Annotated in this window: 17 protein-coding genes; 13 read left to right on the forward strand and 4 right to left on the reverse strand. The window is 63.0% G+C overall.

Translation table 11 applies throughout. The features are described 5' to 3' along the window. Positions 1 to 177: 177 nt before the first annotated feature. The 9 genes from mdcA (at position 178) to madM (ending at position 7421) form a co-directional block, all read left to right on the forward strand. Positions 178 to 1848, forward strand: a complete 1671-nt coding sequence (gene mdcA / locus QLG12_RS23810; RefSeq protein WP_282475319.1) for a malonate decarboxylase subunit alpha — start codon at positions 178 to 180, stop codon at positions 1846 to 1848. Then, positions 1848 to 2720: a triphosphoribosyl-dephospho-CoA synthase gene (locus QLG12_RS23815; protein WP_282475320.1), complete on the forward strand. Its 873-nt coding sequence runs from the start codon at positions 1848 to 1850 to the stop codon at positions 2718 to 2720. Before mdcA ends, QLG12_RS23815 begins: the two co-directional genes overlap by 1 nt. Continuing rightward, on the forward strand, positions 2720 to 3019 hold the full coding sequence (locus QLG12_RS23820) for a malonate decarboxylase subunit delta (RefSeq protein WP_003229075.1): 300 nt from the start codon (positions 2720 to 2722) through the stop codon (positions 3017 to 3019). The genes QLG12_RS23815 and QLG12_RS23820 overlap by 1 nt, the downstream gene beginning before the upstream one ends. Further along, a complete protein-coding gene (locus QLG12_RS23825; RefSeq protein WP_282475321.1) occupies positions 3012 to 3863 on the forward strand; it encodes a biotin-independent malonate decarboxylase subunit beta in 852 nt (283 codons plus the stop codon). Before QLG12_RS23820 ends, QLG12_RS23825 begins: the two co-directional genes overlap by 8 nt. Then, entirely contained in the window at positions 3860 to 4645 is a 786-nt protein-coding gene (gene mdcE, locus QLG12_RS23830) for a biotin-independent malonate decarboxylase subunit gamma (RefSeq protein WP_236192187.1), read from the forward strand. Before QLG12_RS23825 ends, mdcE begins: the two co-directional genes overlap by 4 nt. Continuing rightward, complete coding sequence (locus QLG12_RS23835) at positions 4639 to 5259, forward strand: malonate decarboxylase holo-ACP synthase (RefSeq protein WP_197867222.1); 621 nt, start codon at positions 4639 to 4641, stop codon at positions 5257 to 5259. The genes mdcE and QLG12_RS23835 overlap by 7 nt, the downstream gene beginning before the upstream one ends. Continuing rightward, the gene (gene mdcH, locus QLG12_RS23840; protein ID WP_282475322.1) at positions 5256 to 6176 is read left to right on the forward strand and encodes a malonate decarboxylase subunit epsilon; all 921 of its coding nucleotides are present in this window, start codon (positions 5256 to 5258) and stop codon (positions 6174 to 6176) included. Before QLG12_RS23835 ends, mdcH begins: the two co-directional genes overlap by 4 nt. A 62-nt stretch (positions 6177 to 6238) precedes the next feature. Next, complete coding sequence (gene madL, locus QLG12_RS23845; protein ID WP_064380127.1) at positions 6239 to 6655, forward strand: malonate transporter subunit MadL; 417 nt, start codon at positions 6239 to 6241, stop codon at positions 6653 to 6655. Position 6656: 1 nt separating this feature from the next. After that, on the forward strand, positions 6657 to 7421 hold the full coding sequence (madM, locus tag QLG12_RS23850) for a malonate transporter subunit MadM (RefSeq protein WP_007953314.1): 765 nt from the start codon (positions 6657 to 6659) through the stop codon (positions 7419 to 7421). A gap of 137 nt (positions 7422 to 7558) precedes the next feature. On the opposite strand, the gene QLG12_RS23855 is transcribed toward madM, so the two are convergent. Beyond that, positions 7559 to 8473, reverse strand: coding sequence for a LysR substrate-binding domain-containing protein (locus QLG12_RS23855; RefSeq protein WP_282475323.1), 915 nt, complete (start codon positions 8471 to 8473; stop codon positions 7559 to 7561). Positions 8474 to 8614: 141 nt separating this feature from the next. Between QLG12_RS23855 and QLG12_RS23860 the strand changes: the two genes are divergently transcribed. Further along, positions 8615 to 9232 carry a hemolysin III family protein gene (locus QLG12_RS23860; protein WP_282475324.1) on the forward strand — a complete coding sequence of 206 codons (618 nt, stop codon included), beginning with the start codon at positions 8615 to 8617 and terminating at the stop codon, positions 9230 to 9232. A 51-nt stretch (positions 9233 to 9283) separates the two neighbouring features. On the opposite strand, the gene QLG12_RS23865 is transcribed toward QLG12_RS23860, so the two are convergent. Further along, entirely contained in the window at positions 9284 to 10240 is a 957-nt protein-coding gene (locus QLG12_RS23865) for a LysR family transcriptional regulator (protein ID WP_282475325.1), read from the reverse strand. Between the two features lie 108 nt (positions 10241 to 10348). On the opposite strand from QLG12_RS23865, the gene QLG12_RS23870 reads away from it, so the two are divergent. Together QLG12_RS23870 and QLG12_RS23875 are read left to right on the forward strand one after the other, a co-directional pair. Continuing rightward, positions 10349 to 11590: a D-amino acid dehydrogenase gene (locus QLG12_RS23870; RefSeq protein ID WP_282475326.1), complete on the forward strand. Its 1242-nt coding sequence runs from the start codon at positions 10349 to 10351 to the stop codon at positions 11588 to 11590. A 41-nt stretch (positions 11591 to 11631) separates the two neighbouring features. Further along, a complete protein-coding gene (locus QLG12_RS23875) occupies positions 11632 to 12534 on the forward strand; it encodes a transporter substrate-binding domain-containing protein (RefSeq protein ID WP_282475327.1) in 903 nt (300 codons plus the stop codon). A gap of 4 nt (positions 12535 to 12538) precedes the next feature. Here QLG12_RS23875 and QLG12_RS23880 read toward each other — a convergent pair whose 3' ends face one another. Together QLG12_RS23880 and QLG12_RS23885 are read right to left on the reverse strand one after the other, a co-directional pair. Then, a complete protein-coding gene (locus QLG12_RS23880; RefSeq protein WP_282475328.1) occupies positions 12539 to 13258 on the reverse strand; it encodes a 16S rRNA (uracil(1498)-N(3))-methyltransferase in 720 nt (239 codons plus the stop codon). Positions 13259 to 13402: 144 nt separating this feature from the next. Then, a complete protein-coding gene (locus QLG12_RS23885) occupies positions 13403 to 14809 on the reverse strand; it encodes an adenosylmethionine--8-amino-7-oxononanoate transaminase (RefSeq protein WP_282475329.1) in 1407 nt (468 codons plus the stop codon). A 223-nt stretch (positions 14810 to 15032) separates the two neighbouring features. On the opposite strand from QLG12_RS23885, the gene QLG12_RS23890 reads away from it, so the two are divergent. Beyond that, a complete protein-coding gene (locus QLG12_RS23890; RefSeq protein WP_197867229.1) occupies positions 15033 to 16811 on the forward strand; it encodes a flavin monoamine oxidase family protein in 1779 nt (592 codons plus the stop codon). Positions 16812 to 16999: the final 188 nt, after the last annotated feature.

The following is a 16999-nucleotide window of genomic DNA, read 5'->3' on the forward strand; positions in this document are numbered from 1 at the left end:
AAAGTTCTAGGTCGTTCACAAAAACTTGGGTCACCACAATCACTGTGGGAGCTGGCTTGCCAGCGATGAGGCCAGTATTCATTACGCTGAGCGTAATGATTCACCGCCGCGCTTGATTGATGCCCCCACCCGACACTCCTAAGGTAACTCCACGACAGCGAACCCCGTGGAGTGAGCATGACAACAACAATATCCCCCGACTCGCGCTGGACGCGGCGGCGTGACGAGAAGCAGCGTCGTCTCGACAAGGTGCGCGGGCTGGCCGACGGTGCGGTGTTGCCCACCGACAGGATCGTCGCAGCGCTTGAGGCGCTGATTCATCCGGGCGACCGTGTGGTGCTGGAGGGCAACAACCAGAAGCAGGCGGATTTCCTCTCGCGCGCCCTGGCCAAGACCGATCCGGAAAAGCTCCACGACCTGCACATGATCATGCCCAGCGTCGGCCGTTCCGAGCATCTGGACCTGTTCGAACGCGGCATTGCCCGCAAGCTCGATTTCTCCTTCGCCGGCACCCAGAGCCTGCGCATCAGCCAGTTGCTCGAAGACGGTCTGCTGGAAGTCGGCGCGATCCACACCTACATCGAACTCTACGCCCGGCTGGTGGTGGATCTGATCCCCAACGTCGTGCTCTCGGCCGGGTTCATGGCCGACCGCGCCGGCAACATCTACACCGGCCCAAGCACCGAAGACACCCCGGCGCTGATCGAACCCGCAGCGTTCAGCGACGGCATCGTCATCGTCCAGGTCAATCAACTGGTGGACGACGTCAGCGAACTGCCTCGCGTGGACATCCCCGCATCGTGGGTCGATTTCGTGGTGGTGGCGGACAAGCCGTTTTACATCGAGCCGCTGTTCACTCGTGACCCTCGGCACATCAAGCCTGTGCACGTGTTGATGGCGATGATGGCGATCCGCGGAATCTACGAAAAACACAACGTGCAGTCGCTGAACCACGGCATCGGTTTCAACACCGCCGCCATCGAACTGATCCTGCCGACCTACGGCGAATCCCTCGGCCTCAAAGGCAAGATCTGCCGCAACTGGACGCTCAATCCGCACCCGACGCTGATCCCGGCGATTGAAAGCGGCTGGGTCGAGAGTGTGCATTGCTTCGGCACCGAACTGGGCATGGAAAACTACATCGCCGCCCGTCCCGACGTGTTCTTCACCGGGCGCGACGGCTCGCTGCGTTCCAACCGGATGTTCTGCCAATTGGCCGGGCAATACGCGGTGGACCTGTTCATCGGCGCAACCCTGCAAGTCGATGGCGATGGTCATTCTTCAACCGTAACCCGAGGCCGCCTCGCTGGTTTCGGCGGCGCACCAAACATGGGCCACGACCCGCGAGGACGCCGTCACGGCACTCCGGCCTGGCTCGATATGCGCCACGACGACTCGCAGCAACCGATGCTCGAACGCGGCAAGAAACTCGTGGTGCAGATGGTCGAGACGTTCCAGGAGGGCGGCAAACCGACCTTCGTCGAAACCCTCGACGCAGTTGAAGTGGCGAAGAAAAGCGGCATGCCGCTGGCGCCGATCATGATCTACGGCGACGACGTCACTCACCTGCTCACCGAGGAAGGCATCGCCTACCTGTACAAGGCGCGCTCGCTGGAAGAGCGTCAAGCGATGATCGCTGCGGTGGCCGGCGTCACCGCCATCGGCCTGCGGCACAACCCGAAAGACACCGAACGCATGCGCCGCGAAGGCCTGATCGCCTTGCCCGAAGACCTCGGCATCCGCCGCACCGACGCTACCCGCGAACTACTCGCGGCGAAGAGCGTGGCCGATCTGGTCGAGTGGTCCGGCGGCCTCTACAACCCGCCCGCCAAGTTCAGGAGCTGGTAATGCACGCACTCAACCTGCAACCGAAAACCATCACCCTCGCGGAACGGTTGGCGGATCTGGCCGTGGACGCGCTGATCGACGAGGCCGATCTGTCGCCGAAACCGGCGCTGGTCGACCGGCGCGGCAACGGTGCGCACACCGATCTGCATTTGGGCTTGATGCACGCCTCGGCGCTGGCGCTGTGGCCGGCATTCAAGGAAATGGCCGAAGCCGCGCTTGAGTTCGGCGAGATCGGCTTGCCGCTGCGCGAAGCCATCGGCCGCATCGGCCGGGAAGGCGAGCAAGCGATGCTCGCCACCACCCAAGGCGTGAACACCCATCGCGGGGCGATCTGGGCGCTGGGCCTGCTGGTCACGGCGGCTGCGCTGGATACCAAGTCCACCAGCGCTGGCGCCGTCACTCTGCGCGCTGCGCGTCTGGCGTTGCTCGATGACCGTTATGCGCCGCGTCCGCTGAGCCACGGCGCCCAAGTCGCCCAACGCTACGGCGCTCGCGGCGCCCGGGAAGAAGCGCAACTCGGCTTTCCGTCCGTGGTGCAACGCGGCCTTCCGCAGCTCCAACGCAGCCGCGCCGCCGGCCACGGCGAACAGAACGCCCGGCTCGATGCGTTGCTCGCGATCATGACCGACCTCGCCGACACCTGCGTGCTGTATCGCGCCGGCGAACCGGGCCTGCACGCCATGCAGCACGGCGCCCAGGCAGTGCTCGACGCCGGTGGCAGCGCCAGCCTCACCGGTCGCCGCCGCCTGCACGAACTGGATCAACAACTCATCGCATTGAATGCCTCGCCCGGTGGCGCCGCCGACTTGCTCGCCGCCAGCCTGCTGCTCGACCGGATCGAGCGCGACGGCATCCTTCAGGGAGCGTTTTGATGGAAACCTTATCCTTTGAATTCCCCGCCGGGCAGCCGCCGCGCGGTCGGGCGCTGGTCGGCTGTGTCGGCTCCGGCGATCTGGAAGTGCTGATCGAACCGGGCCTGGCCGGCAAGCTGACGATCAATGTGCAGACCTCGGTCAACGGCGCGCAGCAGCGCTGGCAGCATCTGTTTGCGCGGATGTTCGACGGCACCACACCGCCGGCGATGGCCATCGATATCCACGACTTCGGCGCGACCCCGGGCGTGGTGCGCCTGCGCCTGGAACAAGGCTTCGAGGAGATCGGCCATGACTGACACCTCAGCGCTTCTACATAAACATTCGTTCGTCGAACTCGGCGCACGGCAGCGGGCAAAAGCCTTGCTCGACGCCGGCACTTTCCGCGAACTGCTCGACCCGTTTCAACGCGTCATGTCGCCATGGCTGGAGCGTCAGGGCGTGGTGCCCCAGGCCGATGACGGCGTGGTGATCGCCAAGGGCAGCCTCGACGGTTTGCCCGTGGTGATCGCGGCCATTGAAGGCGCATTTCAGGGTGGCAGCCTCGGCGAAGTCGGCGGCGCAAAAATCGCCGGTGCGCTGGAACTGGCCGCCGAAGATAACCGCAAAGGCATCCCGACCCGCGCCATCCTGCTGCTGGAAACCGGCGGCGTGCGCTTGCAGGAAGCCAACCTCGGGCTGGCGGCGATTGCTGACATCCACGCGGCGATTGTCGATTTGCAGCAGTACCAACCGGTGGTCGGCGTGGTGGCTGGCAGTGTTGGTTGCTTTGGCGGGATGTCGATTGCCGCTGCGCTGTGCAGCTACTTGCTGGTGACCCAGGAAGCACGCCTCGGCCTGAACGGCCCGCAGGTGATCGAACAGGAAGCCGGGATCGAGGAATACGACTCCCGCGACCGGCCCTTCATCTGGAGCCTGACCGGTGGCGAGCAACGTTTCGCCAGTGGCCTGGTGGATCGCTATGTCGCCGATGACGTGGCGCAGATTCGCCGGCAGGTCGGCGAGTTGCTGCAACAAGGTTTGCCAGCGCAACCGCGCAGTCAGCGGGCTGAATGGTTCCTGCAACGCCTGACGAGCCTGGACACTGACAAGCCAATCGAGCCTTCGGTGGTTCGCGATCTGTATCAAGGAGAGCGCTCATGAGTGGTTATTCCGTGCGCGGTTTGAACTGGTTCAACGCCTTGAGCGCTGGCGCGAATGCCGTTGAAGGTTTACCGCCTTCGCTGAAGGTCGCCGACGGGGCACTGGGTCGCTTTACCGCGGTGGTCGCCGATCCGCACAACCGTTTCCCTCGCGCCCGCAACGGCGAAGTCGGTTTGCTCGAAGGTTGGGGTCTGGCCAAGGCGGTGGATGACGTGATCACCGCGGATCGTGACAAAGCTCAAAAACGTCCCGTGATCGCCATCGTCGATGTGCCGAGCCAGGCCTACGGTCGCCGCGAAGAAGCCCTCGGCATTCATCAGGCCCTGGCCGGTGCGGCAGACGCTTACGCCCGCGCGCGTCTGGCTGGGCATCCGGTGATTGCGCTGCTGGTGGGCAAGGCCATGTCCGGGGCGTTTCTGGCTCACGGCTACCAGGCCAACCGCTTGATCGCCCTGCGTGATCCGGGGGTGATGGTGCACGCGATGGGCAAGGCGTCGGCGGCGCGGGTGACGTTGCGCAGCGTTGAAGAACTGGAAGCCCTGGCGTCCAGCGTGCCGCCGATGGCCTATGACATCGACAGCTACGCGAGCCTCGGATTGCTCTGGGAAACCCTGTCGGTGCAGCAGATCGAACAGCCGACGGCGGAGGATCTGGCGCGAGTCAGCGAATGCCTGAAGCAAGCGATCGGTGATATTGGCGCGACGGATTTGAGCAGTCGTCTCGGCGCGAAAAATCGCGAAGCCTCCAGCCGCGTTCGTGAACTGCTGAGGGCGCAGTGGTGAATACGCCATTGGCCCATGATCTGCTGTGGGGCATGACGCCGGCGCAGTTGCCGGCGGATGCGCCGCAGTGGGCGATTGATTCGCTGGCTGCCGGGCAACCGGTGGTGGTGCGGCGAGCGTTGAGTGAAGACGGGTTCGTGGCGGTGGGCGTGCGTGGTCGGTTGCGCGAGCAGCGATTGGCGGCGTTCATGGCGATCGATTCGATTGCCTGTCGGGTCAGCCCGGAAGCGCTTTGTCAGGTCGAGAGCGCGCGTGATCTGCCGGTCATGCAGGCGCTGCGGCAACTGCGGCCGGTGCTCGACGATTGCGGTTGGATCTGGGGTGTCAGCGGCAGCGTCGGGTTTGAACTGGCCAGTGGATTTACAGCGATGCACGCGGCCAGTGATCTCGATCTGATCCTGCGTACACCGCAACTTATCCCCCGTAATCAGGCGCGTAAGTTGGTCGCGGTTTTCGATCAGGCGATCTGTCGGGTCGACATGCAGTTGCAGACGCCATCCGGTGCCGTCGCCCTGCGCGAATGGGCCGGGAACGCTTCGCGGGTGCTGCTGAAAAACGCCCGTGAAGCCTGTCTGGTGTCTGATCCGTGGAACCCGCAGGAGCAGGCAGCGTGAGCAGCCTGCTGGTGTTTCCCGGCCAGGGCGCGCAGCAGCCCGGCATGCTCCAGCGTTTGCCTCGGCAAACGCTGATCGAGGCCAGCGATAGCCTCGGTGAAGATGTCTTGCTGCTGGATTCCAGTGAAGCGTTGCGCAGCACACGGGCGGTTCAGCTCTGTCTGCTGATCGCCGGAGTCGCAGCCTCGCGGCAATTGTTACAGGGCGGACTCACCGCAGATTACGTCGCCGGCCTTTCCATCGGTGCCTACCCGGCAGCAGTGGTCGCCGGAGCGTTGAATTTTAGCGATGCGCTGCATCTGGTCAGCCTGCGCGGCGAGTTGATGCAGCAGGCTTATCCACAGGGCTTCGGCATGACCGCGATCATCGGCCTGCAATTATCCACAGTCGAAACGCTGCTGGCGCAGGTGCACAGCGCAGAAACACCGGTGTACCTGGCCAACATCAACGCCGATAACCAGGTGGTGATTGCCGGCAGCGACAAGGCGATGCAAGCGGTCGCCGAGCTGGCGCGCAGTCGTGGTGCCGGGTTGGCGAAACGTCTGGCGGTCAGCGTGCCGTCGCACTGCCCGTTGCTGGATGAGCCTGCGCAAACCCTCGCCGAAGCTTTCGCCAAGGTAGAGCTGAAAACACCGAAAATCGCTTACCTGAGCGGCAGTCGCGCCAGGCCTGTGACCCAGGTAGAAGCGCTGCGCAACGACCTCGCCTTCAACATGTGCCGCGTGGTGGACTGGCGTGGCACCGTGCAAAGCGCCTATGAGCGCGGCGTACGTCTACAGATCGAACTGCCGCCCGGTGCGGTGCTGACCGGGTTGGCGCGCCGGGTGTTCGAACAGGGGACTGTCGCTGCCTTCGACAGTGCCCGGCTCGACACCTTGCAGGCGCTGTTGCGTGAAGAGGAGGGCCGACGACCCTAAATCACCGACTCAAGCTTCGAACAACAAAAACAATTCGACGATGCACTTTGAGGACTACAACAATGATTATTTACGGTGTGGCGCTGCTGGCGATCTGTACGCTGGCAGGGGTGATCATGGGTGACATGCTCGGTGTTCTTCTGGGCGTCAAATCCAACGTCGGCGGGGTCGGCATCGCCATGATCCTGTTGATCTGCGCGCGGTTGTGGATGCAGAAACGCGGCGGCATGACCAAGGATTGCGAGATGGGCGTCGGCTTCTGGGGCGCCATGTACATTCCGGTGGTGGTGGCGATGGCCGCGCAACAGAACGTCGTCACCGCCCTGCACGGTGGCCCGGTGGCGGTGCTGGCGGCGATCGGTTCGGTGCTGGTCTGTGGCTGCACGATTGCCCTGATCAGCCGTACCCACAAGGGCGAACCGTTGCCCGACGAACCGGCGGAAATCTCCCCGGTCGGCACACCGGTAGGAGGTCGCTGACATGTGGGATCTCATTGAAAAAGGTCTGGAACACAACGGTCTGATCACCGCGTTCGCCTTCGTCGGCGTGATCATGTGGGTTTCGGTGATCCTCTCCAAACGCCTGACCTTCGGGCGAATTCACGGCTCGGCGATTGCCATCGTCATCGGCCTGGTGCTGGCCTGGGTCGGCGGCACCATGACCGGCGGGCAGAAGGGCCTGGCGGATCTGACGCTGTTCTCCGGCATCGGCCTGATGGGCGGCGCGATGCTGCGGGATTTCGCCATTGTCGCCACAGCGTTTGAGGTGCAGGCCACTGAAGCGAAAAAGGCCGGGATGATTGGCGTGATTGCGCTGCTGCTGGGCACGATCCTGCCGTTCATTGTCGGTGCGTGCATGGCTTACGCGTTCGGTTATCGCGATGCGGTGAGCATGACCACCATCGGCGCCGGTGCGGTGACTTACATCGTCGGCCCGGTGACCGGCGCAGCGATTGGCGCGACCTCGGATGTGATGGCGCTGTCGATTGCCACCGGCTTGATCAAGGCGATTCTGGTGATGGTCGGCACACCGGTGGCGGCGCGTTGGATGGGCCTGGATAACCCGCGCTCGGCGATGGTGTTTGGCGGGTTGGCCGGGACGGTGAGCGGTGTGACGGCGGGGCTGGCAGCGACGGATCGGCGGTTGGTGCCTTATGGGGCGTTGACCGCTACTTTCCACACCGGGCTTGGTTGCCTGCTGGGGCCTTCGCTGCTGTTCTTCATCGTGCGCGGGATTGTGGGCTGACTTTCGGATTCTGGGTTGTCGGGTCTGACGCCATCGCCGGCAAGCCAGCTCCCACAGGTTTTGTGTTGTAAGAAGATTTCCGAATCAGCACAAATCCCTGTGGGAGCTGGCTTGCCAGCGATGCAGGCGACTCGGTTTCAGGCCTGGCGATTGGCATACATCCGACACTCCGCCAGCAACGCCAGCAGATTCGGATCGCGCTCCTTGGCCTTCAAAAACACCACCCCGATGTGCTGCTGCAACCGGTACTTCTCCTGCAACGGAATCAGCTTCACCCGATTCTCGTACACCGCCGCAATCCTCCCCGGCAGCAACGCATAACCGACCCCGGAGCTGACCATGCTCAGCAGGGTGAAGATGTCGTTGACCTGCATCGCCACCTTCGGCTCGAACCCCGCCTGCCTGAACACCCGAATACCGTCCTGATGGGTGGCGAAGCCTTGGGTCAGGGTGATGAAGGTTTCGTCGCGCACCTCGGCCAGGTCCACTTCGCTGCGTTGGGCGAAGCGCGAATCGGCCGGGGTGGCGAGGAAGATGTCGTCGGAAAACAGCGGGATCTGCTCGCAGTCCGGGTCGTTGACGGTGTCGTCCAGCGACACCAGGATCGCGTCGACTTCCATGTTTTTCAGCTTGTAGAGCAGGTCGATGTTCGAGCCGAGGATCAGGTCGATATTGAGTTCGCTGCGGCGGATCTTCAGGCCCATGATCAGCTGCGGCACGGTCTTCACCGTCAGCGAATACAGCGAGCCGAGCTTGAAGCGTTCAGCCGAGAACCCGGCGGCTTCGCGGGTCAGGCGCACGCTTTCGACCACGTCCTGAATCAGCTTCTGCGCCCGCTCTTCGAGCACGTAAGCGCTTTCCAGTGGCGTCAGGTTGCGCCCTTCGTGTTTGAACAACGGGCAGCGCAGGGCGCTTTCCAGCGAATGGATCGCGCGGTGCACGCTGACGTTGCTGGTCTGCAATTCGGCGGCGGCCCGGGCGAGGTTGCCGGTACGCATGAAGGCGAGGAACACCTCAAGTTTCTTCAGGGTCAATTCTTCGTCGATCAGCATGGCGCGGACTCTTCTTGGTATCGCTCGATTGTGCCCAAATATCAGGACAGGTGCAGGCCCGCGTTGAACGGAAACATTGCGCTTTTACGCTCAAGGCCCGAGCCTTGCGCGTTGCGGTAACGAAATCGAGGTGTGCGACACATGTATCACGGAGAAAAACTGAACGCCTGGACGCATCTGGTCGGGGCGGTAGCGGCGTTTGTCGGGGGTGTCTGGATGCTGGTGATCGCCAGCCTCGACGGCAGCCCGTGGAAGATCGTCAGCGTGGCGATTTATGCCTTTACGTTGCTGGTGCTCTACAGCGCGTCCACCGTGTACCACAGCGTGCGGGGGCGCAAGAAAGCGATCATGAAGAAGGTCGATCACTTTTCGATCTACCTGCTGATCGCCGGCAGTTACACGCCGTTCTGCCTGGTGACCCTGCGCGGGCCGTGGGGCTGGACGTTGTTCGGGATTGTCTGGGGGCTGGCGCTGATCGGCATTCTGCAAGAGATCAAGCCACGTTCGGAAGCACGGATCCTGTCGATCGTGATCTACGCGGTGATGGGCTGGATCGTGCTGGTGGCGGTCAAACCGCTGATCGCCGTGCTGGGGACGGCGGGATTTGCCTGGCTGGCGTCGGGCGGTGTGTTGTACACCGTGGGGATCATTTTCTTTGCCCTCGACCATCGGTTGCGGCATGCCCACGGGATCTGGCATCTGTTTGTGATCGCCGGGAGCCTGCTGCACTTTGTGGCGATTCTGTTTTACGTCCTTTAGAACAGCCCAAATCCTGTGGGAGCGGGCTTGCCCGCGATGACGGAGTGTCAGTCACTCATGTGTTGATGGGGCCACCGCAATCGCTGGCAAGCCAGCTCCCACAGGGACCAGGGTTTGCAGTTGTATCTGTGCGCGACTGCTGAATATCTGCAACAGATCGTCGAGGGTATGCGGCGGCGGTTCGGTGGCGCGGGTCACCGCGTACAGCGTGATCGGCAGCGGCGGGGCGAGTGGGCGGATTACGGTGCCGGTCGGCGAAGCACCAAGCGCCGTGAACGGGTCGATTACCGCCACGCCAGCCCCGGATTCAACCATCGCCCGCGCCAGCGAGTAAGTCTGCACGGCGATCCGCACACGCGGCGGCGGTTCGACCGCTTCGAGATAACTATCGAGGCGCGCTGCCAGCGGGTCGGCACTGGACAGCCCGATCAGCGGCGCTCCCGCCAACGCCATCAGCGGCAACGGCTGACCGGCCTCTTCCTGCGGCCAATAACCTTGCGGTGCCAGCGCCACCAGCACCCCCGAAGCCAATGCCTGGGCCTTCAGCCCCGGATGATCCGGCAACTGCAACGTCAGGGCCACGTCCACTTCGCGCATCAGCAGGTTCTGCATCAGCTCGCGGCTGTGGGCGCTCGACAGTTCGCAGGCGATGTCCGGAAACTGCGCCGTCCATTGCCGGATCGCCGGCGGCAGCAACGACAGCGCCAGCGCCGGGGTCGCGCCGATCCGCAGGCTGTGGCCGGGTTCGCGGCGCAGACTCTGCGCCAGACGCCGCACGCTTTGCAGGCTTTCGGTGACCTTATCGACTTCGCGCTCAAGTTCCAGCGCTTCCGGAGTCGCCTGCAACTTGCCGCGCACCCGCAGGAACAACGGAAAGCCCAGCTGCTGCTCGGCGTGCTGCAGCACCTTGGTCACCGCAGGCTGCGAGACGTGCAGCAACTGCGCAGCGGCGCTGACCGAGCCGGTCTGGCGGATGGCCTGGAAAATCTCGATATGACGAAGGCGCATGAAGATCCCATAACCTTTTTTTATAGGTCTGGCATCTTTATTCATTGTTCGGCGCCTGTCACCTCACCCTAATCTCGGCCTCGTCTTCAAACAGCATTAAGGACGGACATGGCTCAGCGTGTGTGCATCATCGGCGGCGGCGTGATCGGGTTGGCAACGGCCTGGGCGCTGGTGCGGGACGGCTTCGAGGTGACGGTGGTCGAGGCGCGGCAGTCGCTGGGCAGTGAAACCAGTTTCGCCAATGGCGGCCAGTTGTCGTATCGCTACGTTGCGCCGCTGGCCGATGCCGGCGTGCCGTTGCAGGCAATCGGCTGGATGCTGCGCGGCGACTCACCGCTCAAGCTGCGCCCGCGCCTGGACCCGGCGCAGTGGCGCTGGATGGCCTCGTTTCTCGCCGCGTGCCGCACCTCGGTCAACCGTGAGAACGCTGCGCATCTGTTGCGTCTGGCGCTGTTCAGCCAGAGCATCCTGAAACGCTGGCGCGAGGACGACGCACTGGTCGGTTTCAACTGGCGGCGTAACGGCAAACTGGTGACCTTCCGCAACGCCACCAGCTTCGAGCATGCACGCAACGGTCTGGCCGATCCGCAGCAACAGCAGGTGTTGTCCGCCGCCGAATGTGCGCAACTGGAACCGGCACTGACCGATGCGCCGTTTGTAGGCGCGATCTACACGCCGGATGAAGAAGTCGGCGACTGTCACGGCTTCTGCCAGCAGCTGGCGGCGCGATTGAAGGCGTCGGGGCGCTGCGAGTTTCGCCTTGGTCAGGCAGTCACCGGCATTCGCCACAGCCACGGCGCGGTCACGGCCATTGAACTTGGCGACGAAACCCTGCCAGTCGAACAACTGGTGATTGCCGCCGGCCATCGCAGCCCGATGCTGGCGCTGCCCGGCCTGCGCCTGCCGTTGTACCCGCTGAAGGGCTACAGCCTGACCGTGCCGATCGGCAACCAGCATCGGGCGCCGGACGTGAGCATCACCGACTACGACCGCAAGATCGTCTATGCACGTATCGGCGATCAACTGCGCGTGGCGGCGATGGTCGACATCGTCGGTTTTGATCCGGCGGTGGACCCCGAGCGGCTGGCGCTGATCAAGCGTCAGGCCCGCGACACCTTTCCCGACGCTGGCAACTACGATGCGGCCGTGGAGTGGGCCGGCATGCGCCCGGCCACCCCCACCGGCGTTCCGCTGCTGGGCGCCACCGCGTATCGCAATCTGTGGTTCAACCTCGGCCACGGCGCGCTCGGTTTCACCCTGGCCTGCGGCAGCGGGCAATTGCTGAGTGAACTGATTGGCCAGCAGCGCACATCCATTGATCTGCACGGGTTCAATCCCAGTGCGGCGTGACGGTTTCTGCTAAAACACCCCACCCACAACGGAGAATAACAATGCAAAAAATCACGTTGCTCGGCTGCACTCTGGCACTGGTTTTCGGCGCTCAGGCGCAGGCCCATGAAGTGCCGCTGACCGGTACGCTCGGCAAGATCGCCAGCGCCAACAGCATCACCCTGGGTTATCGCGATGCGTCGGTGCCGTTCTCGTATGTGGGCGATCACACCGGGCAGCCGATGGGGTATTCGGTGGAACTGGCGGACAAGATCGTCGAGCGCATCAGGCAGCAACTGGCGCTGCCGGAGCTGAAGGTGAAGTACAACCTGGTCACCTCGCAGACGCGAATTCCCCTGGTACAGAACGGCACGGTCGACCTTGAATGCGGCTCCACCGGGGTGACCGCCGAGCGGCAGAAACAGGTCGCGTTCTCCTACGGTTTCATCTACGTCAAAGGTCAGCTCCTGACCGCCAGGGACAGCGGCATCAAAAGCTTCAATGACCTGCGCGGCAAGAACGTGGTGACTACCGCCGGCACCACCAACGAGCGTTATCTGAAGAGCTACAACCTCGACCACAAACTGAACATGTTCGTCATCAGCGCCAAGGATCACGGCGAGGCGTTCCAGATGCTGCAATCGGGACGTGCGGCGGCGTTCTACATGGACGATGCACTGCTTTACGGCGAGCGGGCCAAGGCGCGCGATCCGCACAACTGGGTCGTGGTGGGGGAGGAGCAGTCGCGGGAAATCTACAGCTGCATGGTGCGCAAGGATGATCCGCAGTTCCTCGCGCTGGTCAACGGCGTGTTGGCCGACCTGTACAGCTCTGGGGAGATCAACGGGATCTACCGTAAGTGGTTCGAACAGCCGATCCCGCCGAAGGGCTTGAACCTTGAGTTCCCGATGACCAGCGAACTCAAGGCAATCATCGCCAGACCAACCAGTGATCCGGTGCAGTGACGGGTTAGAAGTCACCCCACAGTTGCTGCGCCACCGCCAGTGCCACAACCGGCGCGGTCTCGGTGCGCAGCACGCGCGGGCCGAGGCGGGCGGCGTGGAAACCGTTGGCCTTGGCTTGCTCGACTTCGGCGTCGGACAGGCCGCCTTCGGGGCCGATCAGGAACGCCAGGGTCGATGGCTTGGCATGGCTGACCAACGGCTCGGCCACCGGGTGCAGCACCAGTTTCAGCTCGGCTTGGGTCTGCTTCAGCCAGTCGGCCAGCAGCACCGGTGGATGAATCACCGGCACTCGCGAACGACCGCATTGCTCGCAAGCGCTGATCGCCACCTGACGCCAGTGCAGCAGGCGTTTGTCGGCGCGTTCGTCCTTGAGGCGGACTTCGCAGCGCTCGCTGAAGATCGGGGTGATTTCGGTCACGCCCAGTTCGGTGGCTTTCTGGATCGCCCAGTCCATCCGCTCGCCCCGGGACAGGCCCTGGCCGAGGTGGATCTGCAGCGGCGATTCGACCTGGCCGGCAAGCTGCTCGTCGATCTGCACCACCACGCGTTTCTTGCCGACCTCCACCAGCGATCCGCGAAACTCGTGGCCGGAGCCGTCGAACAACTGCACCGCATCGCCCTCGGCCATGCGCAGCACGCGGCTGATGTAATGCGCCTGGGCTTCCGGCAGTTCGTGTTCGCCGGTGCTGAGCGGGGCGTCGATAAAGAAGCGGGACAGTCTCATGCGGGGTCTCTGTAAAATTTGTAAAAGTCTGGCGGCCCCATCGCTGGCAAGCCAGCTCCCACAAGGTTTTGCGCAGAACCTGGGGGAGCTGGCTCGCCAGCGATGACGGTAGTCCGGTCACCGCTGAAGCTTAAGTGAAATAGATCAGCCCGGATCACGGAACCCTGGATGGAAATCCTTCGGTACCGCCACGCTGACGCTGTCGCGAGTGGCAATGTCGATGCCTTCGCTGGCGACTTCGGCGAGGAAGTCGATCTGCTCCGGTGTGATCACGTACGGCGGCAGGAAATACACCACGCTGCCCAGCGGACGCAGCAACGCGCCACGCTCCAGCGCATGCTGGAACACCTTCAGACCGCGACGTTCCTGCCACGGATAGGCTTCTTTCGATGCCTTGTCCTTGACCATCTCGATCGCCAGCACCATGCCGGTCTGACGGACTTCCGAAACATTCGCATGATCCACCAGATGCGCCGTGGCCGAGGCCATGCGCTGTGTCAGCGCCCGGTTGTTTTCGATCACGTTGTCCTGTTCGAAGATGTCCAGGGTCGCCAGAGCCGCCGCACATGCCAGCGGGTTGCCGGTGTAGCTGTGCGAATGCAGGAACGCACGCAGGGTCGGGTAATCGTCGTAGAACGCGCTGTACACCTCGTCGGTGGTCAGGCACGCGGCCAACGGCAGATAACCGCCGGTCAGGGCTTTCGACAGGCACAGGAAGTCCGGGCGGATGCCGGCCTGTTCGCAGGCGAACATCGTCCCGGTGCGGCCGAAGCCGACGGCGATTTCGTCGTGGATCAGGTGCACGCCGTAACGATCGCAAGCTTCGCGCAGCAGCTTGAGGTACACCGGGTGGTACATGCGCATGCCGCCCGCGCCCTGGATCAGTGGCTCGACGATCACGGCCGCGACGCTGTCATGATTTTCCGCCAGCGTCTGTTCCATGGCCGCGAACATATTGCGCGAGTGTTCTTCCCAGCTCATGCCTTGCGGGCGCAAGTAGCAATCCGGGCTCGGCACCTTGATGGTGTCCATCAGCAGGGCTTTGTAGGTTTCGGTAAACAACGGCACGTCACCGACCGCCATCGCCGCCATGGTCTCGCCGTGGTAGCTGTTGGTCAGGGTGACGAAGCGTTTCTTGTTCGGCTGGCCGCGGTTGAGCCAGTAGTGAAAGCTCATTTTCAGCGCGACTTCGATGCAGGACGAGCCGTTATCGGCGTAGAACACCCGGTTCAGGCCTTCCGGCGTCATCTTCACCAGACGCTCGGACAACTCGATTACCGGCTGATGGCTGAAACCGGCCAGAATCACGTGTTCCAGCTGATCGACCTGATCCTTGATGCGCTGATTGATGCGCGGGTTGGCGTGGCCGAACACGTTGACCCACCAGGAGCTGACCGCGTCCAGATAACGCTTCCCTTCGAAGTCTTCGAGCCAGACGCCTTCACCGCGCTTGATCGGGATCAGCGGCAGCTGTTCGTGGTCTTTCATCTGGGTGCAGGGATGCCACAGCACCGCGAGATCGCGTTGCATCCACTGGTTGTTCAGGCCCATGTTCAGTCTCCTCGAGGCGGCTCGCGTCAGGCGCGGGCAAACAATCGCGCAAGCCTATGCAATGCGTCGCGCCGGAACAACCCATTGTGTCGATTGAGCTACTTTGTATGGGCCGATAGACGTCGCTGGCGGCGTTTTGATGGCTGACGTATTCTTCGCGGTTCTTTGGGTCGTCTGACCCGCAAAACTGCTTTTTCCTACTTGTATTTCCGGAGTTCGCTGAATGTCTGTCGGTTGGCTGCGCGCCTGTGCGCTGGTGGTGTTGGGGCTGTTCAGCGTTACGGCGCTGGCCAAGGATAAAACCGCAATCGTGATCGGCGGCGGCCTGTCGGGCCTGACGGCGGCCTACGAACTGCAGAACAAGGGCTGGCAGGTCACGCTGCTCGAAGCCAAACCGAGCCTGGGCGGTCGCTCGGGCATGGCCACCAGCGAGTGGATCGGCAACGACAAGACTCAACCGGTGCTGAACAAGTACGTTTCGACGTTCAAGCTGAGCACCACGCCGGCCCCTGAATTCGTTCGGACCCCGGGTTACCTGATCGATGGCGAGTATTTCTCCGCCGCCGACCTGACCACCAAACAACCTGCCACGGCCGAAGCGCTGAAGCGCTACGAGAAAACCCGTGACGATCTGGCGCGCTCGATCGACGATCCGCAAAATCCGGCGGCGACCAACACCCTGCACGCCCTGGACCAGATCAACGTCTCGAGCTGGCTCGACAAGCAGAACCTGCCGGCCACCGCGCGTCAGTTGATCAACCAGGATATCCGCACCCATTACGACGAGCCTTCGCGCCTTTCGCTGCTGTACTTCGCGCAGCAGAGCCGGGTGTACCGCGGCGTGTCTGACCGTGACCTGCGCGCTTCGCGTCTGGTCGGTGGCAGCCCGGTGCTGGCCCAGGCCTTCGTCAAACAGTTGAAAACCATCAAGACCAACTCGCCAGTATCTGCCATCACCCAGGACAAGGACGGCGTGACCGTCAAGGTCGGCAGCGTCGGCTACCAGGCCGATTATGTGGTGCTGGCGGTGCCGTTGCGCGCCCTCAACAAGATCCAGCTGACCCCGGCGCTGGACGCCCAGCACCTGGCCGCGATCAAAGGCACCAACTACGGCTGGCGTGACCAGATCATGCTGAAGTTCAAGACACCGGTGTGGGAAAGCAAGGCGCGGATGTCGGGCGAGATCTACAGCAACACCGGCCTTGGCATGTTGTGGATCGAGCCGGCCCTGAAGGGCGGCGCCAACGTGGTGATCAACCTGTCCGGCGACAACGCTCGCGTCATGCAGGCCTTCGGCGACAAGCAGATGGTCGATCAGGTGCTGATCCGTCTGCACGCGTTTTATCCACAGGCCCGTGGCGCATTCACCGGTTATGAAATCCGTCGCTACAGCACCGACCCGTCGACCGGCGGTTCCTACCTCGCCTTCGGCCCAGGCCAGATCAGCAAATTCTGGCGCCTGTGGGAGCGTCCGTTGCAGCGCGTAGCGTTTGCCGGCGAACACACCGACACCTTGTACCCGGGCACCCTGGAAGGCGCACTGCGCACCGGTCAACGTGCAGCCAGTCAGGTTGAAGACCTGGCGGCGGGCAAATCGTTTGAGCCGGTCAAGGTCGGCCCGACAGCGGCCACCGCCGCAGCAGCGGGTGCGGGCGCGGCAGTAGCGGCGAAGAAAGGCAACTTCTTCACCAACCTGTTCGGCGGTTCGGACGACGACAAGAAGCCAGAGCCAGTGAAAGCACCAGAGCCGGCACCTGCTCCAGCCGCTCCAGCGCCTGCACCGACCCCGGCTCCTGCGCCAGCTCCGGTGGAAGCACCGAAGCCAGCGACCCCGGTGAAAGCCGAGCCGGCGAAAAAAGCGGCAGCCAAGCCAGCAGCGAAGAAGCCTGCGGCGAAGGCCGAGGCGAAAAAAGCCCCGGCCAAACCAGCGGCGAAAAAAGCTGAACCGGCGAAGAAGCCAGCGGCCAAACCGGCGGCAAGCACCGAGACCAAAGCGCAGTAAGGCTTTGCGGTGAATGAAAAAGCGCGGCTTTCAGGCCGCGCTTTTTTTTGCCCGTGATTCACAACATCCCGCCACACTTTTGTCTTTAATCTTTCCTTAACTCCCCTGTTCAAGACTCTTGATCGTATTTCTCGATATTTCAAAGCGAAATTTTCCGCTTTAATTCGATAGATAACTCGCTAGTCTTG

The organism is Pseudomonas sp. V88_4 (assembly GCF_029967985.1).
GTDB lineage: Bacteria > Pseudomonadota > Gammaproteobacteria > Pseudomonadales > Pseudomonadaceae > Aquipseudomonas > Aquipseudomonas glycinae.